At 48.3% G+C, this 25,014-nt stretch carries 23 protein-coding genes; 7 read left to right on the top strand and 16 right to left on the bottom strand.

Annotated features, from left to right (window positions below; translation table 11 throughout):
- Positions 1–1,074 carry an RNA-directed DNA polymerase gene (locus NEA10_RS00525; RefSeq protein WP_252663291.1) on the bottom strand — a complete coding sequence of 358 codons (1,074 nt, stop codon included), beginning with the start codon at positions 1,072–1,074 and terminating at the stop codon, positions 1–3.
- Positions 1,071–1,385, bottom strand: a complete 315-nt coding sequence (gene avd, locus NEA10_RS00520) for a diversity-generating retroelement protein Avd (RefSeq protein ID WP_374111887.1) — start codon at positions 1,383–1,385, stop codon at positions 1,071–1,073. The genes NEA10_RS00525 and avd overlap by 4 nt, the downstream gene beginning before the upstream one ends.
- A 699-nt stretch (positions 1,386–2,084) precedes the next feature.
- Here avd and ltrA point away from each other — a divergent pair.
- Positions 2,085–3,836, top strand: coding sequence for a group II intron reverse transcriptase/maturase (gene ltrA / locus NEA10_RS00515; RefSeq protein ID WP_252665238.1), 1,752 nt, complete (start codon positions 2,085–2,087; stop codon positions 3,834–3,836).
- Between the two features lie 205 nt (positions 3,837–4,041).
- On the opposite strand, the gene NEA10_RS00510 is transcribed toward ltrA, so the two are convergent.
- From NEA10_RS00510 to NEA10_RS00485, 7 genes are all read right to left on the bottom strand, one after another.
- Positions 4,042–6,618, bottom strand: coding sequence for a formylglycine-generating enzyme family protein (locus NEA10_RS00510; protein ID WP_252663289.1), 2,577 nt, complete (start codon positions 6,616–6,618; stop codon positions 4,042–4,044).
- 23 nt (positions 6,619–6,641) lie between these two features.
- Positions 6,642–7,721 carry an AAA family ATPase gene (locus NEA10_RS00505; RefSeq protein ID WP_252663288.1) on the bottom strand — a complete coding sequence of 360 codons (1,080 nt, stop codon included), beginning with the start codon at positions 7,719–7,721 and terminating at the stop codon, positions 6,642–6,644.
- A 20-nt stretch (positions 7,722–7,741) separates the two neighbouring features.
- Positions 7,742–8,515, bottom strand: coding sequence for a VMAP-C domain-containing protein (locus NEA10_RS00500; protein WP_374111886.1), 774 nt, complete (start codon positions 8,513–8,515; stop codon positions 7,742–7,744).
- A 146-nt stretch (positions 8,516–8,661) separates the two neighbouring features.
- The gene (locus NEA10_RS00495) at positions 8,662–9,168 is read right to left on the bottom strand and encodes a hypothetical protein (RefSeq protein ID WP_252663287.1); all 507 of its coding nucleotides are present in this window, start codon (positions 9,166–9,168) and stop codon (positions 8,662–8,664) included.
- A gap of 241 nt (positions 9,169–9,409) precedes the next feature.
- Positions 9,410–10,582: a WD40 repeat domain-containing protein gene (locus NEA10_RS00490; protein ID WP_252663286.1), complete on the bottom strand. Its 1,173-nt coding sequence runs from the start codon at positions 10,580–10,582 to the stop codon at positions 9,410–9,412.
- Positions 10,583–10,678: 96 nt separating this feature from the next.
- A complete protein-coding gene (locus tag NEA10_RS20795) occupies positions 10,679–10,813 on the bottom strand; it encodes a type II toxin-antitoxin system HicB family antitoxin (RefSeq protein ID WP_258719050.1) in 135 nt (44 codons plus the stop codon).
- A gap of 458 nt (positions 10,814–11,271) precedes the next feature.
- Positions 11,272–12,927 (bottom strand): DUF2079 domain-containing protein, encoded by a 1,656-nt coding sequence (locus NEA10_RS00485; protein WP_252663285.1) that lies wholly within the window; start codon positions 12,925–12,927, stop codon positions 11,272–11,274.
- Positions 12,928–13,109: 182 nt separating this feature from the next.
- On the opposite strand from NEA10_RS00485, the gene NEA10_RS00480 reads away from it, so the two are divergent.
- On the top strand, positions 13,110–14,318 hold the full coding sequence (locus NEA10_RS00480) for a histidine kinase (RefSeq protein WP_252663284.1): 1,209 nt from the start codon (positions 13,110–13,112) through the stop codon (positions 14,316–14,318).
- Here NEA10_RS00480 and speE read toward each other — a convergent pair.
- Together speE and NEA10_RS00470 are read right to left on the bottom strand one after the other, a co-directional pair.
- A complete protein-coding gene (gene speE / locus NEA10_RS00475; protein WP_252663283.1) occupies positions 14,315–15,259 on the bottom strand; it encodes a polyamine aminopropyltransferase in 945 nt (314 codons plus the stop codon). The genes NEA10_RS00480 and speE overlap by 4 nt on opposite strands.
- Positions 15,260–15,614: 355 nt before the next feature.
- A complete protein-coding gene (locus NEA10_RS00470; protein WP_252663282.1) occupies positions 15,615–16,370 on the bottom strand; it encodes a Uma2 family endonuclease in 756 nt (251 codons plus the stop codon).
- Positions 16,371–16,615: 245 nt separating this feature from the next.
- Between NEA10_RS00470 and NEA10_RS00465 the strand changes: the two genes are divergently transcribed.
- The 5 genes from NEA10_RS00465 to NEA10_RS00445 all read left to right on the top strand — a co-directional run bounded on the left by NEA10_RS00465 (position 16,616) and on the right by NEA10_RS00445 (position 21,704).
- Positions 16,616–18,793: a dynamin family protein gene (locus NEA10_RS00465; protein ID WP_252663281.1), complete on the top strand. Its 2,178-nt coding sequence runs from the start codon at positions 16,616–16,618 to the stop codon at positions 18,791–18,793.
- A 48-nt stretch (positions 18,794–18,841) separates the two neighbouring features.
- Positions 18,842–19,588 (top strand): TRAFAC clade GTPase domain-containing protein, encoded by a 747-nt coding sequence (locus tag NEA10_RS00460; protein WP_252663280.1) that lies wholly within the window; start codon positions 18,842–18,844, stop codon positions 19,586–19,588.
- Positions 19,589–19,859: 271 nt separating this feature from the next.
- Entirely contained in the window at positions 19,860–20,513 is a 654-nt protein-coding gene (locus NEA10_RS00455; protein WP_252663279.1) for a hypothetical protein, read from the top strand.
- Positions 20,514–20,557: 44 nt separating this feature from the next.
- The gene (locus tag NEA10_RS00450) at positions 20,558–21,268 is read left to right on the top strand and encodes an IS1 family transposase (protein ID WP_252663278.1); all 711 of its coding nucleotides are present in this window, start codon (positions 20,558–20,560) and stop codon (positions 21,266–21,268) included.
- Between the two features lie 139 nt (positions 21,269–21,407).
- Positions 21,408–21,704 (top strand): hypothetical protein, encoded by a 297-nt coding sequence (locus NEA10_RS00445; protein ID WP_252663277.1) that lies wholly within the window; start codon positions 21,408–21,410, stop codon positions 21,702–21,704.
- Between the two features lie 116 nt (positions 21,705–21,820).
- Here NEA10_RS00445 and NEA10_RS00440 read toward each other — a convergent pair whose 3' ends face one another.
- From NEA10_RS00440 to NEA10_RS00420, 5 genes are all read right to left on the bottom strand, one after another.
- Positions 21,821–22,222: a type II toxin-antitoxin system VapC family toxin gene (locus NEA10_RS00440; protein WP_252663276.1), complete on the bottom strand. Its 402-nt coding sequence runs from the start codon at positions 22,220–22,222 to the stop codon at positions 21,821–21,823.
- Positions 22,210–22,437, bottom strand: a complete 228-nt coding sequence (locus NEA10_RS00435) for a hypothetical protein (protein ID WP_252663275.1) — start codon at positions 22,435–22,437, stop codon at positions 22,210–22,212. Before NEA10_RS00435 ends, NEA10_RS00440 begins: the two co-directional genes overlap by 13 nt.
- Before the next feature lie 112 nt (positions 22,438–22,549).
- On the bottom strand, positions 22,550–22,882 hold the full coding sequence (locus tag NEA10_RS00430; RefSeq protein ID WP_252663274.1) for a hypothetical protein: 333 nt from the start codon (positions 22,880–22,882) through the stop codon (positions 22,550–22,552).
- Between the two features lie 95 nt (positions 22,883–22,977).
- Positions 22,978–24,477 (bottom strand): UDP-N-acetylmuramoyl-L-alanyl-D-glutamate--2,6-diaminopimelate ligase, encoded by a 1,500-nt coding sequence (locus NEA10_RS00425; protein WP_252663273.1) that lies wholly within the window; start codon positions 24,475–24,477, stop codon positions 22,978–22,980.
- Between the two features lie 233 nt (positions 24,478–24,710).
- Positions 24,711–24,974, bottom strand: a complete 264-nt coding sequence (locus NEA10_RS00420) for a glutaredoxin family protein (RefSeq protein ID WP_252663272.1) — start codon at positions 24,972–24,974, stop codon at positions 24,711–24,713.
- Positions 24,975–25,014 lie beyond the last annotated feature (40 nt).

The raw sequence follows: 25,014 nt of genomic DNA, 5'->3' as shown, positions 1-25,014 counted from the left end.
TTATGTCAGGGGTAGCTTGGACTCGGCTATAATGTCTTGGCGCAGTCGCCAGGTATCTCCATGACTGAGGTGGGCTTTCCAGCTTTGCCAGCGTTGCTGAACGTCCTTTCGAGAGATTTGCCCTTGGTCATAGGCGACTTCCAATCGTTTGAGCCGCCGCCGACCCTTTTGCAAGTTATAGTTACGAACCCGAATGCGATCGCTGAAAACACGAAATCCCACAAACATAGCCCCATAGCGAGTCTGAGTCAGTTGACTTTTGATAGGATGAATGCGGAGCCGAAGCTGGGTGGCGAGGTAAGCTTCGAGACGCTCGCGGCAATGAATAAGAAAATCTCGGTCATCGCTGAATAGAGCAAAGTCATCTACATAACGGACATAACGCGAAACGTTAAGTTCTTCCTTGACAAAATGGTCAAAGTTATTTAGATAAACGTTAGCAAAAAATTGGCTGGTTAAATTACCAATCGGCAAGCCAGTGGGATGGTCTAATGGTGTAAGGAGGGTGTCTCCCGGGAAGTAGTACAAGGACTGCTGCTGCCCCTGTTCAGCGTGGCTACGATTGTCTAAAATTTTGTCAATCAGCCACAGGCTATCACGACACTTAAGCTTACGGCGGATTTGTTGCTTGAGGATAGATAGATCAATACTAGGAAAATACTGGCAAATGTCACATTGTAAAACATAGCGACTTGAGCGGGCATAACGAACAAACTGCTCCAGACCACGGTGAGACCCATAGCCCAGACGATTAGCATAGGATGTGGCAATAAAGGTCCGCTCGAAAATCGGAACAATCACGTTGCACAGAGCATGGTGAACCACTCTATCTCGATAAGGCGCCGCTGAAATAACTCGGCGTTTAGGCTCATAAATATCGAAGTTTTTGTACTCTCCAGGCTGATAGGTTTTATGATGTAACTCATCTTGGAGGGTTAACAGCTTAGGCTCTAAGTCATGATTAAAGGCTAACACTGAGTCTCGAAATCGCTTACCTTTTTGAGCGTTATTGGCGGCGGCTAGCAAGTTTGAAAATTCGGTGATTTGAGGATATAAATTTCCATATCGTTTCATGGTTTTTTCTGTTGCTGTTGAATCCAGCCTGATAGTTGTTTGCCAATTTCATCAATTTGCCGACTAGCATTTTCATACCGTTTGACATCAACTAGCTTGAAGTCGAATAATAAGCGGGTTTGATACCGAAGAATATCGAGTTTTCCTCGTAGCGGTAGCAAAATATCTAGTTTTTGGGATACATAACGAGCTTCAATCAATCCCTCCATCATATCGTAGAGTGATGCTACCATCCGGTCACCTAAGGCAAATTTATGATCTCGTGGAAGACGGTTGAGTAATGGCACATACCATTTAATGAAATGTGCGATTCGTTCCCGCGAAAGTTAGGGCTGAAACGCCCGCAACGTATGCGGGGCAAGGGATACAGGAAATACGACAACACGGAAACCTGCCCCTTAACAACTGTTCTTAGGTCTCGAAGGGAGAGGTAAAACGGTATAACACGATACCGAACCCAAGGTTGAGATAGGCAGTGTGGAGGAACTGTAAGAAAACTTAACGTTCTCTTATATTTCCTGTCTAACGTCTAACGGCAGCCCCCGATTATGGACTGACAACCCATGGTTGGAAGCGGGCTTGGCAAGGCACTAAGGATGAACCGACATCCAATAACGTGACCACTGACAAACCGACATGAGCAACGAAAGTGAACATCTGGCTTGAACCTCAATAAAAATGAAGTAGCCAAACTCGGTTGATAGGCTGCGTCCAAAACGGACACGGGGAAGGACAGGCAAATATTACAGTGACCTGTAAATCACACTCTAAAGTACCCGTGAGGAGAGGATAGCTCTAAATCGGTATCACCCATAAGAACGGAACGAAGTAACCCCATAGGACCTGTCTGGTACTCAGGGTCGATAACCAGACAAGCAATAAGTCTAAGCGCATGGCATATGGGGGCGAGATGCAGTAAGAAAGCGAACGCCCGGTTGTAATGACTCGGGATATGCTGACGTATTGCGGTTTGTGAACAGATATGGAGTCTAGTAGCAGTGAATAAGTCGATAGCGAGAGAAAGCCGAGGGTTTGATAACAGACCCAACGCCCAGACTACGAACCACGAATGGCAACAACTACCCTGGGGTAAAATCCAACGGAAAGTGTTCAAGCTGCAAAAGGCTATATATCAGGCTGTAAACCGTGGCAATAAGGCAAAAGCCAGACGACTGCAACGTTTACTCAACAAGTCATATTATGCAAGGCTCTTGGCAGTACGCAAGGTAACTCAGGATAACCAAGGTAAGAAAACCGCAGGTGTGGATGGGGTCAAATCCCTAAACACCAAAGACCGGTTTCACTTGGCTGAAAAACTACGGAAACCTAGCAAAGCCAAAAGCTTAAGACGTGTATGGATTCCCAAACCCGGACGGGATGAAAAACGCCCACTTGGTATTCCAACCATGCACGATAGAGCCTTGCAAGCCTTGGTCAAACTCGGATTAGAACCGTATTGGGAGGCTCAGTTTGAAGCTGAGTCATACGGATTCCGACCGGGGCGGTCATCACATGACGCAATAAATGCAATTTTTAAGAAATGTCTGAGTAAACCTCAGTATGTCTTGGATGCCGATATTGCTAAATGCTTCGACCGTATCAACCATGATTACCTTCTGTCCAAACTAGATTGTCCCTCTGTGTACAAACGGAGCATCAGACAATGGCTAAAAGCCGGAGTTCTGGACAATGGTGTATTTGAAGCAACAGAGACAGGAACTCCCCAAGGCGGAGTCATTAGCCCACTCCTAGCCAACGTTGCCCTACACGGGATGATAGATTCGGTTGTCAATGCGTTTCCTTCTAAAAAGACCATTGATGGAAAACAAGAATGGTATCGCCCGAAAATCATCCGATACGCCGACGACTTCGTAGTATTAGCAAATAGACCCGAAGTAGTACTAGAAGCTCAACGACTGATTGAGGAATGGCTAAAACCAGTTGGACTGGAATTGAAACCTGAGAAAACTCGGCTATGCAACACGCTAACCGAATGGAATGGTGAAAAACCAGGATTCGACTTCCTTGGGTTTAACATTAGGCAATACCCATGTAGTATTCATAAAGGGGTCAACGCCAGTGGCACAGGAAGACAACGATACCAACTGTACATCAAGCCGTCCAAGAAAGCGGTGAAAACCCACTATGACGTATGTAAAGAGGTCATCAAGCGACATAAAACCGCACCTCAAGCGACGCTAATCGGCAAGATAAACCCAATCATCCGAGGATGGAGCAATTATTATTCCAAGGTCGTATCCAAGGAAACATTCTCCAAACTCGACCACATGATATGGGGAGCTTTAAGGGCATGGACAGTATCACGATGTGGCCAAGCCACTTATGAGAAATTAAACAATTACTTCTCATATGGAAAACACGGTAAATGGACGTTCCAAACCAAAGGTGGAATGGTACTCCTAAAACACACTGAAACACCCATCGTGAGACATATCAAAGTCAAAGGGAAAAACTCCCCCTACGACGGCGATTGGGCTTACTGGAGTAAACGGATGAGCAACAGCTACGGAGACATCCCAACACGGGTAGCCAAACTCATCAAACGTCAGAAAGGACGGTGTAATCACTGTGGACAATACTTCACCAGTGACGACTTGGTTGAGGTTGACCATATTCAACCTAAAAGCCTTGGAGGGAAGGATATATACTCTAACCTTCAAGTGTTACATCGTCATTGCCACGATGTGAAGACACAGTTAGATGGAAGTCTGACTGTCAATAGCTCCCATGACAAGGGATAGTAAACTAGGAGCCGTATGAGGTGAAAGTCTCACGTACGGTTCTGAATGGGAGGGGGATAGGGCGACCTATCCCTCGACCCCTAATCATAGGTCGTCTGAATAATAGGAAGTTCTCGCATAGCCTAGAAAAAAAATTCGACTCGCCTAACGGCGAGGAACAGAGGGTAAAGAGGGAAGAAGTGCCAAGAGGCTGAGGGATTCAGGACTAAGAAGAGTCCATCGCCCGGGGGACACGCCCCGCGACCACAGGCACACACACGACCCGAAAACCCCTGTTGTTGATGAAGTAAACGCGCGTAAGGTCGTAGCGAATGGCGCAACGACAGAGCCTGGGAATGACGTCCCAGGACCCGCCGCGCAGCACTTTTCGCTTATTTTGAGAATCGTCATCAACCCAAGCACTCCCATCCTCGGGCGCACCCTTATAGTTACTATGCCAGTCATCCTGACACCATTCCCAAACATTGCCGTGCATATCGCATAACCCCCAAGCATTGGCCGGAAAGCTTCCCACAGGTGTTGTCGATTCACGATAGACTCCCTTGGGACCGCCATTATACGTATAGTTACCATCGTAATTGGCTAACTCCGGGGTCAAGGTCTCACCGAAATAGAAAGGCGTTTGAGTTCCGGCGCGGCAGGCATATTCCCACTCGGCTTCACTGGGGAGACGATAGGTGGTTCCGGTTTGTTGGGACAGTCGTTGACAAAACTCGACAGCATCGTGCCAATTCACTCGCTCAACAGGTAAATCATCGCCTTTAAACCTTGAGGGTTCAGGATTAAGCTCTCGGCCAATAGCTGGGTAGCTTGCCACCACACGCCATTGTGCTTGAGTTACGGGATAGCGCCCCATGAGAAACGCGGGAACGGTCACTTCATGTTGGGGTCTTTCACTATCTTGACTCTCAGGTTCACGTTCCGGCGCTCCCATAAGGAAGGTTCCTGATGGGATAGCCAGCATCTCCAACCTCAGTTCGTCGTTGAGGGGTTCAACATAGCCTTCAGCCTCACCTGGGCGACGCTGAATCACCCAGTCATCATTATTGCGGGTTATCGTCGCTGTCTCAAACTCGAAAATATCCTGAATCTCGATAACAGCGCTTTCATACTCCAGGGATTGCAGGGGAGGAAACCCATCTGGGACATCTTTCTCTAATTCCTCTAACTGCATCGCCCCCGCTGTTGCCCCTATCAGTTGCGGTTCAGGACGGGGTGCCAGGGCAGCAAACTCATCCCCCAAGCTACGCAACACCGTCCCGGTCACTCTGGCAAATGCTCGAAGAAATGCCCCTTCTTCAGACCTAGCTTGCTGGGGATAACGCAAGAGAGCTTTAAATTGCTCCATCGATTTCCCCAACCGCCGGGCAACATAGGCAGACACCTGTTCAATAACATCCACCGTCTCCAACAAATCTATCTGATCCAACAACTGTTGCCGGACTGGTTCACTCCGCACCTGATACAACAAAGAGTCAGCATTTTCAAGGGTCGGGGCCACTGAACTGACCCGCGTAAAAACCCGACTCATCAACACTTCCGCCACATGAGCGGGGTTGGACTGAGGCAACATCGATCGCTGAATCAGACGCACGATGGGTAGGTTAATAACCGGAGCAGCAGCCAATAAGCTTGCTAACCTCTGCGCTGTGGGAGATGCCGTTAGCTGGAAAAACTCCAGGGGGTCTCGTTGGGGCGAGGAGTTCGGTAAATGTTGAAGCGGTTGACAATCGCTTTCATCCCAGGCAATTCCGGCTATCCGGGCCCGCTGAGCGCCCACGGCAACTCCAGCCAAATCCGAGAAAATTTCGGGGTCGAGAGTAATGATGGGTAGATAAATTTGGCTCGGAGGGCAATGTTTGGGATCGATACGATCGCGATCCCAATACAATCGCGGCCTGGGGGTGAGTTCATTACTGGCCAGTCCCGGCTGTTTGGCCTCGAACAAAACCATGGTTGCCCGAGCTAGGGCCGTGCGAGACCACAACCGCTCAGGAAATACCTGCAAGAGAACTGTTAGGCAATGGTCAGCCCAGACGGCCACTACATCACGAATTTGACCCCCATGCCAGGCGGGCGCAACACAATCACTAATAATAAGGATCAGACGACGGCGATCGCCCGTCAAGAGTTCACGGGGATTATGGACGGTTCCATTGCGCGATCGCAACGTCACTCCTCCTGAAGCGTCATAGTCAAAGAACCACTCTCGTAAATCCCGAAATTGCCCATAGCGGGAGAGAAGCTGCCGTAAATCTTTGGCAAAGCGTCCCCACAGACACATGGAAGGACTGCGGTCATAGACCACCACAACATCGAGCCATAACTCTAATTTTGCCCTGAGAACCGGTTGCCACACTCCCGTATCAGCAATCTGGGCAACGGTCGCTCGTTCATCCACAATCTCGGGCTTACCCACCGCAATCTTATGGGCTAAGGGACGCAAGGCCCGCGCGTATTGTAGAGTCTCGGGAATTGCGGCGGGATCAGGAATGGGAATGGGTTTGTAATGGCCTTCGGGGAAAGGGGGAAACTCCTCTGACTCTCCCGGCTGCGGGACAATCTCGGTGGTGGAACCTGGGTCTTCTCTACTGTCATTTGCACTATCCTCTTGCAGGTTATCCTCCCATCCATTCCGGTCTGACTCAGACTCCTCAACCCGCTCACTGTTCACCTCTACCGTATGGCGATCGCCCTCAACAGAAAGTTGACCCGCCAACCAAATCGCCTCAGCAATCTCAGTTCCGGTTAGGTCGAGTCTCTGTCCTAAGACTGAAATCAATCGTCGCGTCGTCGGTTTGATAGCTAGTCCTCCTCACTAAGTCCCTTTAATAACAACTCTTTGAGGCCATCTCGCTCATCAACATCCGGTTTGACGTCCCGCGTGAGCAGATACACGGCATTGAGGAGTTGATCAGTCGCAATATCAGCCGTTTCTTGTCCCCCCTTGGCAATGAAGTTATCCACAATCTCGCCAATTTCTGCCTCTAGTCGCTGCCAACGCTGGGCATCCTGTCCTCGTTTCAGATGCGCTTCCACAATCCGCTCTAATGCCCCCTTATTCTGGGTCGGGTCAGGCATTCTGAGGCGTAAACAGCGGCGTAGAAAGGCTGGGGGAAAGTCCCGTTCCCCGTTACTGGTCATAACGACGAGGGGAAATTGGTAGCAAAAGACCCGACCTTGGGAAATGGATGCTGGCACATCTCGATCTGCGGTTGCGACGTCAACGGATTCCTGGAGTTCGTCTTGACGGCGGACCAGTTCCGGGATGTCATAACGACCTTCTTCAAACAGTTCTAGAAGGTCGTTGGGTAAGTTGATATCGCACTTATCAATTTCATCAATCAATAGCACCCGAGGTAAAGCCGAGGGGAGAAAGGCTGTTCCCACGGGACCGAGACGGATATAGCTGCCAATGGGTTTTTCGCGTTTGAGTTGAGCGTCTTGGAGACGGGCGATCGCATCATATTGATAGAGGGCGTCATCGAGGAGCGATCGAGCATTGATAGACCAGGACAAGACGGACCCCAGTTTCAATTCATAGGCGATCGCATAAGCTAGGGAGGTCTTACCGGAACCTGGCTTCCCGGTCACCAGCAGGGGCCGACGAAGATAGAGGGCCGCATTGACGGCATTAAAAATATCGGCATCCTTCTCCTCAATACGGAAACTTTCCCCCCGTTCCTTCCCTCGGCTGTCGGTGTCCGCCAAGTCCTGAATTTTCCGCCAGCGATCTTCACTCTTGTTTTGATAGTTCGCTTGGAACTCTTGATCAGGCATAAACCGTCGCCAGGCTGGGGGGTCTGGTAACTCAGTCAAGGGACGAGAGCGACCATTACCTAAAAAGCGTTTCCATTGTTGATCGGTCATGTCTGTGTCGGTCATGATCTTCTACGAATCGTCAACTAACCCCAACGGAAAAACTGTTCCTCAGAGGTTTCCGCCACGGTGGGGAGATAGTTTGGGTTTTCGTAAAAAACGCCAAACGGGATAGAGTCGGAACCACGACGTTCGCTGCGAACTCGGTCCAAAAATTCTTCATGACAGCAATCCGTGAGTCTGGCAAAGGTTTGGGCGATCGCCTGAGGTTGGGGACAGTCGCCATCAAGCCAGATTGCCAGAGGAATTCCCGATTCAATGAGTGTATACCATCGCTCGACAGCAGCTTGACGGCATCTGAGCCATCCTCCCCAACATTGCACAGCCTCATAGGTTTCCCAGTCATCCCGGGCCGATTCACCCGTAATCAGCCAATTGAGTTCCTTCAAGGGTTTCTGGGGCTTGAAGAAACGCGCCCAGCCATGCTTGAGTCGATTATACAGGTAGAATCGTCTGGGATGGTCGGGATTCACCCGATCTGAACAGCCAATGACAATAGGATGTTGCCTCGGGAGTGACTCACCACACCATTGGGTTAATGGAGATCCCAACACAGTGGCAGGTAACGATAAACTCACCCGAAGCTCCCAAGACCGAGGGTCATAGCGGCGATGAATCTTTTGTTCAGCAAAGGCAACAATTTCATCGAAAAATGTGGGGAAATCTTCAATCGAGACTGAACAGTCCTTCTCAGCTAAGAATTCTCGCCTTGGTTTTGAGGGCGTCGCTTCACTGTAACAGAGTTCTGGGACAACTCGAAATTTTGAGGAATCTTGTAAGTTTGGAAACGTGCCAACAATCAGATAGGCAAGTCCTATTGAAGAAGACGAGTAAGACTTAATCCTTGCAGGTGAAGGCGATTCCAGTTTTTGAGATAGCTCCTGAATCCTTAATTCGATTAAACTTAATCTATCTAAGAAATTTTCGGCTGAGACTCTATCCTTCTCTAATCTTGATTGGGGGTATCCCGAGGTTTTAATATCTTTTTTTGGCGAATTTTCTCCAAAGCTGCATAGAGCTTGTTACTGATGTTTAGTTCGAGTTCAAAGGATAAAATCGTCGGAATTAAAGGTAGAGTAGCTTTAAGTTTCGCGGAAGCGGGTTTCTGAGGCTCATTGAGCTTATCGCGAATTTGCCTCAAAATTTCAACGACCTCTGTCGGTAATGGAGAAGTTCTTTCAATGTCCTTAACCGCAGCTTCAACATCTCTTAAGGACTCCTCCGCAGCTTGTTCATCCTCATCATAGACAAAGACAGCATCTTGGGTCATCAGCTCCCAATACTCTGATTCATACTTTTGGATGTCCGGGAGTATGTCCCGTTTAAGCTGTTGCTTTAGGGAAAATTCTTGGTTTACACCGTCTGCTATAATTAGTTTCTTCTCAAAATTAGCACGTTTTTCATAAAGCAATTCTAAAATTTCTTCTAAGTCTCGCTGACGCTGCTGATTCATGATGCGATGTTAAGTCATGTAAACAGAGGAGTAATGGAGGGGGCGCGACCTTCTCCAAGAGTTGATTGACTCTACCCACCTGACATTATACTATCATCGGGGAGCCAACTGCTCCGGATTTCAGTCCAATGAGCCAAGCAAAATCCAATGAACACCCTCAGCGGATGCTTCACGGCGGAATAATTCGGGGTATTCGCCCAAAAACTTCCATTTTTCAGTATAAACCATTTCAAACCCAGTGCTAATCCTCGATTTGCCAGATTTTTACCGTTGTATCTCTACTTCCGCTTACAAGAGTCTTCCCATCTGGACTAAACGCGACAGAATAAACCGGACCTAGATGATTGAATGTTTGTTGCACTTCTCCAGTTGCAACATTCCAAATTCTGATAGTATTGTCATCACCGCCACTTGCAAGCAGTTGACCATTTGGGCTAAAGGAAACCGAGAAAACAGATCCGGTATGTTCTGTGAAAGTTTTAGTTATTTTTCCGGTCGAGACGTCCCAGAACATAATAGGTTGTTCAGCCCCACCGCTGGCAACAATTGTTCCATCTGGGTTGATGGAAACGGAATAAATTGCCCCAACTGACGAGTCAAACCAGGAAACTAGAGAACCGACGAAATCTTCAGGAGAGGGGCGATTAAATGTCTTCAGTAAGCGAGCATTACGCCAATCCCAAACTTTAATCGCGCCGTCAAGTCCACCGCTGACGAGATAGCGACCATCCTGACTAAAATCAACTGAGTTGACATCCCAACCATGACCTTTAAGGGTTGTCTCAAGTTTTCCGGTTCTCACTTTCCAGAGTTTAATTGTTGCATCGAGGTTCCCACTGGCTAATAGTTCTCCATCAGGACTGAAAGCAAGACAGCTAGACCTTAAATTGATTAGATTTCCTCCAATATTTTTTTTAAGCTCTCCAGTTTTAACATCCCAAATTTTGATGTTACTGCTACCCGCTTCTAAATTGCTTGCAGTCGCCAGGGTCATGCCATCAGGGCTAAATTTTACTGAGAGAATCGGGCTGGAATGACCCGTTAGGGTGTGGAGAAGATTGCCAGTGTTTAGGTCCCAGAGATTGACAGTTTTGTCAGCACCGCCACTGGCTACAATTTGACCGATGGGGCTAATGGCAACAGATTTGACTAACTCTGAATGCTCCCGCAGAGTTTTATTCTGTTTCTGGGAACTTAACCGTTGAGTTTGGGGGGCAGTAGATACGAAACTCAATAACTCCTGGGACTCAGCTTCATAACGTGCAATTTCGGGTTTAATTTCATTATCAATACGGTGTTGAAGTTCAAATTTTATGGTAGGACTTGCAGCTACCACAAGTTCTCGCTCAAGGGCAGATAGTTTTTTATACAGTAAGTCCAGCGTTTCTTCTATATCTTTTATACGCTGATTCATGGGTCAGATTTCCTATAAAAAAGGCAATATTTGAGGTAGAATTAGCTTGAAAACTTCATCCAGGTGAGGGAGAGAATTGCTGGAGTCAGCAACACATCAATTTTGGGGTAACGTTCGACCCAAATCTTCATAAATCTCCACTACGGCGATCAAAGCATCCTGAACGTTGGCTAGGGCTTCTTCGGCGGTGTCGCCTTCGGTCAAAAGTTCTGGTAAGAGTGGGGAGGTCACAGTAAATCCTCCTTCAGGTTGGGGGGAGAGCAGCAAAGGAACTTTATAAAGCATGGTTTAGAGGTTCTCCTTTTCGGTTGAGTCGTCTCGAATAATGGGTCTTCTGGGTTTAGGGTCATAAGGAGGATTTATGGCAGATTACATCGGTTGCGGTAGGGGCATAACCCACCCCAACCCCTCCCAGGAGGGGATTTTTCGCCCCTACAATTTTGTATCCTATGCAACAAATTTCACCCGATATCCTGAAGACCCGAATAATTCCCAATTTTCGGTTTAAATTGGGTTCAATAGACCGCTCGTTTTGGGCGATCTAAGCAAGCCAGAGCTATCTTTATAAGCCTAATACGTCTTAAGGATAGGTCAAAGGGGGCATCAAAGAAGAAATGCCAAAGGGACAGAGCCGTGACGGGACGAGGAGACCCCAGCATCTTTTCTGGATCGAGACCCTCTAACTCATCCTAATCCAGAGCCTGATACAACGCCATATTCTCCGACTCATACTGCGATCGCCAATCCTCCCAAGCCGCCTCAGCCGCCGGTTCACTGGCTTGTCCTTTCCCCAGCAGAATCACCCCATCGCGCCAATCCAAAATCCCATACTCCCCACTCTCCGTCAGACGTTGCAACTTGGGAACCATCACCGCCAAACGAGCGCGATCGTGTCGGAACGCCACCTGATAGGTTTGTAACCGCCACAAATCCAGCAAAATATACTCCATCCGTTCCACTCTCCCCGCATCCGTCAACAACTCCATCTGGGGAAAGCGCAAAATCTCCCGACGACTGGACAAATGGGGAATAATATAAGTCGTCGCCGCCACACTGGCCTCATCGGGAACCTGGGCCAGCAAGGGATAGATGGCCCCAGCGTGACGCCATTGGCGAGTGAGGGGAACATGAACCCAGGGGTCAATGGAATCGGGAATCAGAAAGGATAAACTGCGGTTGGGGTTTCCGCCAATGGTCACCATCACCGAAAGCGTCAGACAGAAAATCCAAAAGCGGCGGATATTGGGGGTTTTGAAGACCTGAGGACGCACGGACCACCAGAGAATGGCTCCATAACAGAGTCCCGGAACCACCGTCATCGCATAGCGGATATTGATGGCTAACACCGACTGTCCCTGAGCCACAAACAGCTTAAACAGGGGAAAACCGGCGATCGCCCAAGCCCCACCGGACGCGGCTGGCACAAAGGCAAAGGGAAGCCACTGCCCTAATACATAACCGATGGTACGGCCAAAAGGGGTAAAGATCTGCTCAATCAAACGAAACGGCTGACTCAGCATTCCCCAGAGAATCTCTAAAGTCGTAGCACTCTCTCCCTCAGCATATTGTCCGAAGCGTTCCATCATAAAGCGTTCGGAAATATCCTCAGAAAATAAGGGCATCACCAAATTTGTCAACCCCACGATATAGCCAAACCCCAATAAACACACCACCGCTCCTCGGCCGGGGAAGCGACGACTGAGAACCATATAGGCCCCCACCCCAAACAGGCCAATTCCCGCATCCTCACGAACCAGCAAAATGGCGATCGCCACGGCCCAAAACAGCCCCCACCAGCGTTTCTCCATCGCCAACAGCAGAGTGAAGGTAAACAGGGGAATCTGACAGATATCATGGAAATTAGCCCAAGTTGGGCCCAATACCGCATTGGCGCAGTAGAAACTCAGGGTAATAAACGCCGCAATGGGAGATTCCAGATATTGTCGTGCTAAAACATAGAGAACCAATCCCGCCGCCGTAACCAGCGTCACCTGTAACACCGTCAACGTCACCGGGGAGGGAAAAAGACTGTAAATGGGAAGCCAAAATAGGAGCGCCGGCGTAAAATGTTGTCCCAGGCGTTGGTAGAACACCGTCGGGAACTCTCCCTGGTGGACCACATTCGTCGATAACGCCGAGGAGAGGGAACTCTGGAAAAACCGTCCCTGACTGTTATTCCAGAACACTTGATTGAAAATCCCCTGGTCATAGGAGGCGTAGAATGTGTAATAGCGATGCAGTGTAATGGTGAGACTCACCAGGAAAAACACCATCGCCGCTGCGATCGCGACCCGAAACCAAGGATTTTTGAGTGACGTGACTCCCATTGCGCGTTTGTGTAACATGAGTGGCTAGACTGAAGGACCGATAGACAGCGCGTTTAGGGCGATCGCCCCCAACCGTAGCTCAAAAAATTATCCCTCAGTTGTGATCCCAGTTGGCCCGGAAATCTAAAGAAGATATTAAAGTAGAAGGGAGATGCGTCAAAATGAAGCCAGGCCTCTCAATCAACTGTCCCCCCACCCTGATGTCACCAACCTATGCTGATGCAGCAAGAGATGACATGGTAGCATCTCCTAACTTCAACACCTATCCCAACGCAGTCTTACAACTGCTCCTGTTTGTCGATCGCCGTTCCAGTTCCCAGGAAGAACTCAAGCGCATTCGCAGCTACCTCGACAGCGTAAAATCCGATGGCAATTTTGCCTTGGAGGTGATTGACGTCAGCCAACAGCCCTATCTAGCCGAGCATTTCAAACTCATTGCCACCCCAACCCTAATCAAAGTTCACCCCGAACCCCGTCACAGTCTCACCGGCAGTAACCTAGTCTGTCAACTTGAGAATTGTTGGGGAAAATGGCAACAGTCCGCTCATGAGTATAGCGATCGCTGTCCCACAACCATTCATGAGGGCCAGGGTTCCGTCAACTCCTGCTTACCCTCCATCGCCACCTCCTCAGAAATCATCCAACTCTCCGACGAAATTTTCCGCCTCAACCGGGAGAAAGAAGAACTACAAGAACAACTACGGTTCAAAGATCGCCTCATCTCCATGTTGGCCCATGACCTCCGTAACCCCCTCACCTCCACCTCCATCGCCCTAGAAACCCTAGAAACCCTCAACCATCCCGACAACGCCGACAAACTCGAAGCCAACCCCAACCTACCCGAGCGTCTGCTACAACACGCCCGCACCCAAACCCGGCAAATCGAGCAAATGATTTTCGACGTTCTCGAAAGCGCCCGCAGTCAAGATGGCTATCTGACGATTGTGCCGCAAAAGATTAACCTGGCCGAACTCTGCCAAGATGCCCTAGAACGGCAATGGGAGAACTTCGAGACACGAGGCTTAACCGTACAGACTGACTTACCCCAAGACTTACCCGACGCCCACGCCGACGCCAGTCGGGTGCGACAAGTCTTAATGAACCTCCTCGACAACGCCGCCAAATACACCCCAGAAGGAGGAACCATCTCCCTCTCCGTCCTCCACCGCACCGCCCAGAAAATCCAAGTCAGCATCGGCGACACCGGCCCCGGCATCCCCTTTGACAAACAGCAGCGGATTTTCGACGATCGCGTGCGCCTCGAACGGGACGAACAAACCGACGGCTATGGCCTGGGGTTGTCTCTCTGTATGCGGGTAGTGCGATCGCACTACGGTCAAATCTGGGTTGACTCCCAACCCGGACAGGGCAGCACCTTTCACTTCACCCTGCCCGTCTATCGCGCCTAAGCTGGGCCCTGAGCCACCCCTTTACCAAAGAACTTAGGCGGGTGGGCCTTCGTATAGACTTCCGTCTCCTCCTCAATCGCCTGACGCAGATGTAGGGGTAAGCAACTCAACCCCAGCCAAGTGATCCCATCAAACATCCGCAAGCCCCCAGTCGTTTTGTCCGCCAAACAACGGTCAATCTCCTCCGGCGAGGCCTTAAACCGCTCCTGAGACGCCAAAGCAAAGCCCCAGGGAGAGGCATAGGTGGGAACATGGGAGTGGTAGGATTGCACCTGAGGAAACACATCCTTCAGGGTATTGACAATTCGCGCATGAAGCTGTAGCTCTTCCGGTGCAACGGGTCCCGCCTGAACCACAAACTGGCCCTGGGGAGAGAGAACATCACGAATCTGTTGAAAATACTCCTTCGTAAACAATTGGAACGAGGGGCCTTCCTCAATGGGATCGGAGAGATCAGAAATCACCACATCCCACTGCACATCCGTCTCATCGAGATATTGCAGCGCATCCCCAATTACCAATTCAGCACGGGGGTCATCAAAGGAATTTTGGTGCATTTCCGGCAGATGTTGTCGACAGGCCGCCACCACATCCCCATCAATATCCACCATCACCACCTGTTCCACCGTCGTCCAGCGCAACACTTCCCGCAGGGTAGCCCCCTCCCCGCCGCCAAGAATCAGCACCTTACGGGGATTCCCGTGGGCCAAACAAGCCGGGTGAACCAGGGGTTCATGATAGAGAAATTCGTCCCCCGTACAGGATTGCCATTTTCCATCGAGAACCAGGGCTTTTCCATAGGCCCCAGTTTCGACGATGTGCATCTCCTGATATTGGGTGTGTTGGAATGCTAAGAGTTTCGTCACCCCATGGATGTAGATATCCCAGGGGGTAATGTACTCAGTAATCCAGAGGTCAGCTTTAACGTCACTACCTGCCATATTGATTGACTCGTCCTCGCCGTAGGTTGCGAAATTTGCAGACTCATTAGTCTATCATGGTTTTCCCCAAGGTGTGAAGTTCTTGAAGGTTTTCATCCAATCATCGTTTTACAGGGTTACCACCAATCCTTAAAAAGCTTTAGTGTATTGCAAGTGAGGGTCTGTTTGTGTAGAGACTTGGCCGGTTACACCCTTGCCAGCTTTTCTACTTTTCTATACCCCCACCCTTTTCAGACCCCCTCTAACATAAACCCTTACTATTTTCCCCTCCTGGGAGACGCTAGGGGCGAGTTTTCCCCTTCCCCTGATTTTTGACCTGTCCTCTGGGACTCTGTGGTTCCCCCTTTCCCCTAATTTAAAGCGTATTTGGATCAACCCCAAGTTCTCGCAATTTGGCAATAAGTTTAGCATTTTTTTGCTGTTCCATTTCCGCCCGTTGCCGTTCCATTTCCGCCCGTTGCCGTTCCGTTTCCGCCCGTTTAAACTCCGATTGTGCCGCTTCTTCAGGCGTAGGAATTAGGGTTTCTTCAGGACTAAAGAAACGCAAGCGCTCCTCATGAATCCCCAGATAGAGTTCCAACTGCTGACTCCATAGCCACCCTTTATGATTTGCCTCTAAAGGATGATAGGTTCCATCGACTAAATGGAACCCCTGAAACTCTAAACTATGGGGGTCAAACCAGAAATAATCAGGGGTTCTAAAGGTATCTTGATAAATCTCTTTTTTGAGTTCTCGGTCAGTTTTTGCGGTACTGTCTGAGAGAAGTTCAATAATGAGATTGGGATATTTCCCCTCTTCTTCCCAAACGACCCAACTTTTGCGAGGTTGGTTCGTGGTTCCGCGCACCACAAAGAAATCAGGTCCCCGGAAATACTCCGATTTGAGTTGACGGGGACTATAGTAAATCGTCAAATTTCCGGCGCAGAAGTAGTCCTGACGGTCTTGCCAAAGCCAGTTAAGACAGGAGATTAGCAACAGAATTTGCTGAAGATGTAGGGAACTTTCCAAGGGAGGTTCGTCACTGGGGATGTCACTAGGGGGAAAGATAATCTCATCCGTGGCGATGGTTTCTGGGAGCGTCTGCGCAGGATTAGAGAGGGAAGCAGACATCACGATTTTGGGTTGAGGATGGACTGGTGTTAGTTTAGCACGGTTTTTTGGGGATTCGCTAGGTTTAGATGCTAGGTGTTATCTGATAATTCTCTGAGTAGTCTTTATTAAAAATCAGTTCGACTTCATAATTACATAAATAAATGTAACATCGTAGAGAGGGCGATCGCCCAGCCGGCCCATTTCCGGTTTTCTATGCTATGATGCCTGAGGCGGATGGTAAAACCCTGTAGATACGTTGTAATATGACTAAGGCACAGGACATCAGCGCCATTATCGCACAACGGCAGCCTCTCGCGAAGAAGCTGGGAGAGATTGAGACGCGCCTAGAGGCCTTATGTCAATCGCTGGGCCGCTTGGAACAGGAACGTCAGCGACAAATTCAACAGTGGTCTGGAGACTCAGGGACGACCTCCAAATTAAAGAATTTAAAGTTAACGGAATTTGAGCAGCGGGTCAGGGAGGAATTAACGACTCTACATCGACTTAAGGAAAGATTTTCCCGTAATACCCTGAATATCGGCGTGATTGGCTCGATGGGCCAGGGCAAGAGTACCCTATTACAGAGTCTAACTGGACTGACGAACCAGGTCATCCCGGCCTTCCCGGGGAAGGCCTGCACCGCTGCACGGAGTAAGATTTCTCACCAAGACGGACAAATCACCGAAGCCAGAATTGAGTTTCATAGCCGTGACTCGTTTTTAAAGGAGGTCATTCTCCCTTATTATGACAAGTTGGGGTTAGAGCCAAAGCCGAGTTCATTTGAAGCCTTTGCATCGAGTCCTCTCCCGGATTTACCGTCGCAGGATGATACGACTCAAGAGAATATTTATAATCGCTTGAAGAATGATTACCATCGCCATGCTGACCAATATCGGGAGTATTTAGGACGGGACGGGTTACGGTTGCAGGATGAGTCGCAAATCTCCAGTTATGTGGCTCAGACTTATGAAGACAATCAGCTTGTCAATCATCAATGTTTGGCGGTAAAATCGGTTGAAATCTCCTGTCCGTTTCCGGTTCAAGAAATTGGTGCGATCGCCCTCATTGATGTTCCCGGTTTAGGGGACTTTCGGTTAGGGGATGAAAGTCTGGTGATTGAGGCGTTAGGTCAAGAAGTTGATTTTATCCTCTTTATTTATAAACCCTCCAAAGACCGATCCCAGTTCGAGCAACGAGATACACAACTTTATAATCTAGCCAGCCAAGCCCTGAATAACCTATCCCGCCGTTCTATTTTTGTCTTGAATGTGGATAGCAATGGTCAGAATCAAGACAGTTGTCGTTCTCTGAAGCAAGATTTAGATAGTTTAGATAGTAACGCGGTCATCCTGCCGGTATTAGAGTCGGTAATTGCCGATTGTTCCTCGCCAGAAGAAGCTAATACTCAGGTGCTTGGGACGGTTCTCAATCATTTAAGAACCAATGTGACGGAACTCGATCAAGCGTACGCTCAGGAGAAGATTACAAGTTTAGAAAGCAGTCTCCAGGCTCTTCAAGGTGATTTAGAGGCAGCTCAATCGATTCTCCCGGAAATTGACAGTGATGAGATTTCTGAGAAGTATGACGAGAAATTTGATGAATTTTGGGAAACCATTACCAATGAACTGGAAGAACTCAATAAAGAGTTAATCAAAAATCGTGATACTCCCGATGAGAATCTGAAATCTCAAATCGAGCAAGTCCTCGCAAACTGTCGTGAAAATGTCAATTTCCCAAGTTTGAAGGAAATTGAAAGACTCCGAAACAAAAAAGGAGCTTATGCCGATACTTATACGGCATACCTTCAAGATTTAAGAACCAGCCTATCCTTAAAGTTCTTGGAAATGGATGAGGGTCTAAAAAAGACGATTGAAGCAGCTAAGGCGAATGTCGCTAACGTTCTAATTCATCAGTGCGAACTCGGGGGGTTAACCGATGCACGCGGCTCTGCGTTTATTACGGACATAGCCCAGGAGATGCCAGAAGACTATGTTGAACTCAAAACGGGCTTTCAAATTCTCGCGGAATTTACCCTCTCTTATCGAGGCTTGATTCAGCATCGAATTCGTCAGCAACTCGATGGACTCACCCCGGATAAAGCCTATCCGTTAAAAGAAGGGGCTGGAGCCGAAGATATTTCAGAAAATTTGGAGACTTTATATTGGGAGGCAGTGTATAATTGCGAAAATTCGTTAAAAGGATTTTTTGTGGAGCCAAGTCAAGCCTCTTTTGCGATTGTGGAAGAGTTCTCTGACCGAATTTTACGAGCCAAAACGGCAAAAACGGATTGGAAAAAATTCTTACGGAAAAAACGGCATACAATCTGGTCAGATTTTGGTAAGCTGCAAGAGCAATCTCAAGCTGTCCAGGGTTGGGTTAGGCAGCTTAACTCTATAAGGACTGAAGTAGAAGAATTAGACAAAGCATTCAAAAATTTGTGATTGTGATCATCCCGAAAAAATCTTGATTGTTTGTTTGAGGAGACTGACATGGTATCTTTTCTGAAAAAACTTTTTACTAATGAGTTCGATACGACGGAACAACTTCCTGTTTTGAAGGTTACCATGTTGGGACCTTCGGGGGTTGGAAAAACCAGTCTGTTGGCCGCAATGTATGACCAATTTGACCAAATCAGCCAGGACTTGCAACTTCGGGCCTATGAAGATACAGCACCCATTTTAGATAAGCGTCTTCAAGACCTTAAAAATATGGTGGGAGATAGCATTAAACCTAAAGATGGCATTCAAGGAACTGCTGGCGATGAACCCACCTGTTATCGCTTTCAGTTTGGTGAAACGGGAGCAAACCCAGAACTAGAGATTCAGTTCCAAGACTATCCCGGTGGGTGGCTTGAGAAAAACAATCAAATCGAGAAAGTCAGGACGTTAATTCGGGAGTCAGCCGCAATTCTTATCCCCATCGACGCCGCAATTTTGATGGAGAATAATGGAGAGTACCACGATAAGTTTAATCAGCCGGATCAAATCAACGACTTACTGAAGACAGTCTATAGGAATTTAGACTCTCCGCGTCTGGTCATTTTAGCTCCAGTTAAGTGTGAGAAGTATATGCAGGATAACCCTGGAAAACTATTTGATCAAGTTAAAAAAGGTTACAAGAAAGTCTTTAATCAATTAGCTGGAGAAAAGTTATTACCTAAGGTTGCTGTTATCATTACACCGGTTCAAACGGTGGGAAACATTGTCTTTTCAAGGATTGAAAAGACAACCCGATAATCAAGTGACGTTTTACTATAGAAAGCGAAATCCTAATGACCCCTATCAACCCCAAAATACTGAACTCCCTTTGCGGTTTCTCTTACGTTTTCTACTCAAGTTACATTTAGACAAGAAGCGAAACTATTGGATCGATTGGCTTATGGATACTTTTGGTCAGAATGACTCGCTGAGGAATGCAGTTAGTCGTTTTTCCCAGGGGAGTGTTGATGACATTGAGATTGTGCAGGGTATGAGTCTATTGAAATTAACTGACTAAGGAGATAAGGTTATGAAAATTTATGTTAAGAGCCGTGGAACTTCCCAGGATTATTGTTGGTTGGATGCAGAGAAAGGACTTGAGATTGATAAACCCCCAGAACTTCCTAAGTTTAAAGTAGATATCGATGACTTCTCTCTAATTCTACAACGTCAGGGAAATCAACTGGCTTTGTTGGTGACTGGCTTGATATCCTCGAAACGGGTGGATTACCAAAATCGTAAGATTAGAAATTCTGTTTTGTGGGTTGCAGATAATGAATCTTGTATGAGAGGTCTCGTGATTCAGGCTTTGGGGAAAGAGGGAGAACCGCTGGGGGGTCAGTTGGCGGCTCAACTCGATGAAATGATTTCTTCTACAGCGACCGAATCTGGCTTTCAAGCCGACTTTGATAGGATGAAGAATCTGGCTAAACGGGTTAGTCGACAGGAGATTGAGTCATCAAACTCGCCAAACCCGCAAAGTAAAATTGGTAATTTATCCAACTTGAAGACTAATTTACAAAATGAACTGATGCGGTCTTCTTTCCCAGAAGGCGACGGCTTGTTTTTGGTGGTTGTTTCTCCAACTCTGTCTCAGAATAATCTGGAACATGAGACTATCTGGAGAGGGTTATCTGACCAGGTTGATTCGGATGACGGATGGATGGTAGTACTAGAGAAGTAATGATGGATTTGTTAGGATGATTATGAAGCGACAGAACAACCCCCATGCCTCACTGCCCTGATTGCGATTCTACGCGAACCGTCAAAAATGGCCACATCCATACGGGCAAGCAACGGTATCTGTGCCGCAACTGTGGTCGTCAGTTTGTCAAAAACCCAACCAACAAGGTCATCGACACCCCGACTCGCGAACTCATTGACCGGCTCTTGCTAGAACGCATCCCGATGGCTGGAATAGCTCGGGCGGTTCAGGTGTCTGAGCAATGGCTGCAAGACTATGTCAACTGTAAAGCCGCCCAGACCCAGAGGCAAGTCGCTATCCGTCCAAAAAAAAAAGGGCCGATGACGGTGCAATGTGACGAACTTTGGTCGTTTGTGGACCACAAGGGCAACAAACAATGGGTTTGGTTAGCTCTCGATGCTGAAACCCGTGAGATTATTGGTGCTTATGTCGGTTCTCGCTCTGCCGAGAGTGCGCAAAAACTCTGGGATTCCCTACCCGCCGTCTATCGGCAATGTGCTGTGATCTACACTGACGCCTGGGAGGCTTACCGGCAGGTGCTGCCGAGCAAGCGACACCGGGTCGTCAGTAAATCGAGCGGTAAGACCAGTTACATTGAGCGGTTCAACAATACCCTCAGGCAAAGAGTTTCACGCTTTGTCCGACGCAGCTTAGCCTTCTCCAAGAGTCTCCGAAATCACATCGGCCTGCTGTGGAACTTTATTCACCACTACAACGCATCATTACCTCTTTAGTACTACCGGATGGATAACTTTACCCTTAAAAAAAAAGCAACAATACCGTCTGGGAAAAGATTCAACCTCAGAGAGAGCAGGATTTCAATCCACTCGACCCTTTCAATCTGTTAGACCAGCTTCGGGAGAACTTGGAACGTTGGCGAAGATAGTATTTCCTTGGTTGGGTTGGGTGGTCTCTTTGGTTTTGGCGGTAACTCTCTTAATCGTTTATCAAGAGAATCAGAACTTAACGCTAGAAAACAGTCAGCTTCAGGGAAAAAATGAAACTTTGGTCGAGAAAAATGGGAAACTAACAGAGGACAATGAAACACTAACTAATGAAAATAAGGAGTATCAAGATTTGATTGAAATGTACAAGAAAATTATGAAAGATAATAATTTTGAATTCCCCCCTGATATTATTGATGAGCCAGAAGAGCTTGGTTCGGAATAAAGTTATTCTAGAAATAGGGTGTATTTTTTGGAATGGTACAAAAAATGGTCGGGGAACCCACCCTAAAGCATCTGTAGGATGAATGAAGGTAAATTGGGTTCACCTGGCTTTTTGACCTATTCCATTAACACTCCATTTAACTCCGGATATCGCCGAAACAAACCATCAACACTGGCAAGTTGTGCCTGATACACCAAAGCTGTGGCGATAATCAGTCTATCAAAAGGGTCTTTGTGAATGGGGGATAAGTTTACTGCACGGACGGCCACCCGTTCATTCATAGGCATCAACTCAATACCCGCTGGTTCAAGAGAAGTTTTTAACCACTCCTCCAGGGTTTTGGATAGGCGAAGACGACCCTTATGAACCGCTAGGGAAATTTCGTAGCAAGAAACCGGTGATATGCCAATGAGTGAAGCAGATTGAAATTGATCAAGCCAATGGTTGGGAAAACGGTCAAAATAACCATGAATTAACCAGACCCATATATGGCTATCGAGGACTATTATTTTAGGCATTCCCAATCGTCTTCATCAACAATGGGACTGACAATATCCCCGACAATTTCAACCTCGCCCGCTTCAGGTACAGGGAAACGACGCTTTGGCTTTTGAGGACTGGTGTGACTTTTTGGCAGAATGGTGACGATGACTTGGGAATGCGTCACGTCAGGCTGGTCATTGAGCCACTTCAGTTGACCATTTTCGTAGATGGCTTCGTAGCTGTTTAACATAACTTTACCAAATCAGGAATTGGATTAAGTTCAAAGACCGGGTTGGGTTTCACATTGCTCTACGCAAGCTACTCTTAATCATCATAGCTTGACTCTCTTGAGATTGACAGGACTATTGAGAAATCGCTTCAACTGAGGTGTCCTTAAAAGGAACCAAGCAGCCTTGAGATTTCCCGCTTAAGGTTGAAAACGGCACAAATAACCAGGGCGAACCTTGATTATCATAGAAAAATGTCTCTCCCTCATGGGGTTGACTGCGGAATCGTTGTCCCCAGGTGAGACGACGTTCGATCGCCCACTCCTCAAAGGGCAACGAATCTCGTACTTCTGGCAAGGAAAACTCCGAGTTCCAGCGACAGGGAAGGCCCGATGGCTGGGATTCCACCACTCGCCATTGCTGAAACGAAGAATCGGCGGTTATCAGAGGAAGTCTATCACTGGACAAACCCAATAACAGAACTAGAGAAAAAAACGCCGCGAACCCATGTTTTATCGCTAGGCTAACTCCAATCCTTACAATCGTCAAAAATTCAAAAAACATTAATCGGTTGAGGACAGACGTTGTTGAAGTCCCTCCCGTGCTTGTTCTCGGTCATCAAAATGGACTTTTTCAGTCCCTAAAATCTGATAATCTTCATGGCCTTTCCCCGCAATTAAGACTCCATCCCCCGGTTTTGCCTCTAAAATCGCTCGACGGATGGCTTCAGCGCGATCAGGAATGACCCAGGGATTACTAATTCCAGGAATCCCCTGTAAAATATCCTGAATAATGCGATCAGGATTCTCAGTCCGAGGATTATCTGAGGTCACGATCGCCACATCCGCCAATCGGGCCGCAATCCCTCCCATCAAGGGCCGTTTCGTGCGATCGCGATCGCCCCCACAGCCAAACACACAAAGCATTCGCCCCGGAATAAACGGCCGGGCCGCCTGCAACAAATTCTCCAAACTATCGGGAGTATGGGCGTAATCCACAATCACACTAATATCCTGCCCAGGCGACACCTGTACCCGTTCCATTCGCCCCGGAACCCCCGGAAAACGAGGTAACGCCGCCACCACATCCTCCAAGGCCACCCCCAGATGAAGCACAACCCCCACAGCGGCCAACATATTCTCTATATTATACTCACCCACCAACGGCAAACTAAAGGCCGCCGACCCTTGAGGCGACTGAAGGGTTCCCGAGACTCCCGTCGGCGTATAGGTGAGATTCTCCGTATACAAATCCGCCGATGTTTTCTCACAAGCATAAGTCCAAACGCGCTCAGCCGGAATCTGATCCGCTAACAATTGTCCATAGGCATCGGCCACATTCACCACCGCCTGTCCTTTCAAATACTGAGGCGAAAACAACAAGGCCTTAGCGGCAAAATACTCATCCATATTCTCATGATAATCCAGATGGTCTTGGGTCAAATTGGTAAACGCCGCCACCTCAAACTCACAACCCAACACCCGCGACTGGGCCAAGGCATGAGAACTGACTTCCATGACCCCCACCTCAGCCCCGGCATTTCGGGCTTGAGCGAGTTGGTCTTGTAAATGGATCGAAAACGGGGTTGTATGAGTTGCCACCTGTTCAAAGCCCTGCCAGCGGGCGTATAGGGTCCCAAACAAGGCCGTCGATTTGCCAGCTTCCCGCAACAAAAACTCAATTAAATGGGTGGTGGTAGTTTTGCCATTGGTTCCCGTCACCCCCACCAGGGACAAGTGGTGTCCCGGATAGCCGTAAAAGCAACTGGAGAGATAGCCGCAAGCCTTCGTCACATCAGGAACCGCAATCACACATTCCCCCGACTGGGCCGGATACTTCTGCAACACCGCTTCTGAAACAATCGCGGCTACGGCCCCGGCTTTCATGGCCCCGGGCCAAAACTCACCCCCATCTACCCGCGTTCCCGGCATTCCAATGAATACATCTCCCCTCTGACAAGCATGGGAATTGGTACTGAGTCCCTTAATTTCCATCTCTAAGGAAGGATGTTCGGGGAGGCTGTTTAGATTGGGAATTGCAGCGAGAAGTTCACGGAGTTTCATAATTTAGGCAAGAGGCAAGAGGCAAGAGGCAAGAGGCAAGAGGCAAGAGGCAAGAGGCAAGAGGCAAGAGGCAAGAGGCAAGAGGCAAGAGGCAAGAGGCAAGAGGCAAGAGGCAAAAGGCAAGAGGGGGGGGCGTTCGGGCTTCGTGGAATCTTGGCCTGGAAGCGACAACCTCGAACTTGCCGGAACGCAGCGGTTCCATAATGAACATAACCCATCGCTTGGCGATTGTTTTAGCCGGAGGGGGACTCATACTTCTGTAACATCTGCTGCAATTGTGCCACATTCGACCGGGGAGAGGGACGGGGGATGGGATGTTCTCCCCCAGACGCATCCACCGCGAACAAGACGGGAACCTCATATTGATAGCGTTGAAACCACTCCTCGTTTTGGGTGATATCCCGGATTTCTAGGGAGACAGACTCGATTTGTTCGAGTTTTTCCTGTAAGCCTTCGCAGAGATGACAGTCGGGTTTGCTGAAAAGAATCAATTGCATAGTCGGTGACGGCTGGGGGGCCTGGGGTTTACGATGGGGG

This window comes from Phormidium yuhuli AB48, from assembly GCF_023983615.1.
GTDB lineage: Bacteria > Cyanobacteriota > Cyanobacteriia > Cyanobacteriales > Geitlerinemataceae > Sodalinema > Sodalinema yuhuli.
The sequence above is the reverse complement of the archived record's forward strand: the minus strand, read 5'-3'. Positions and strand labels throughout refer to the sequence as shown.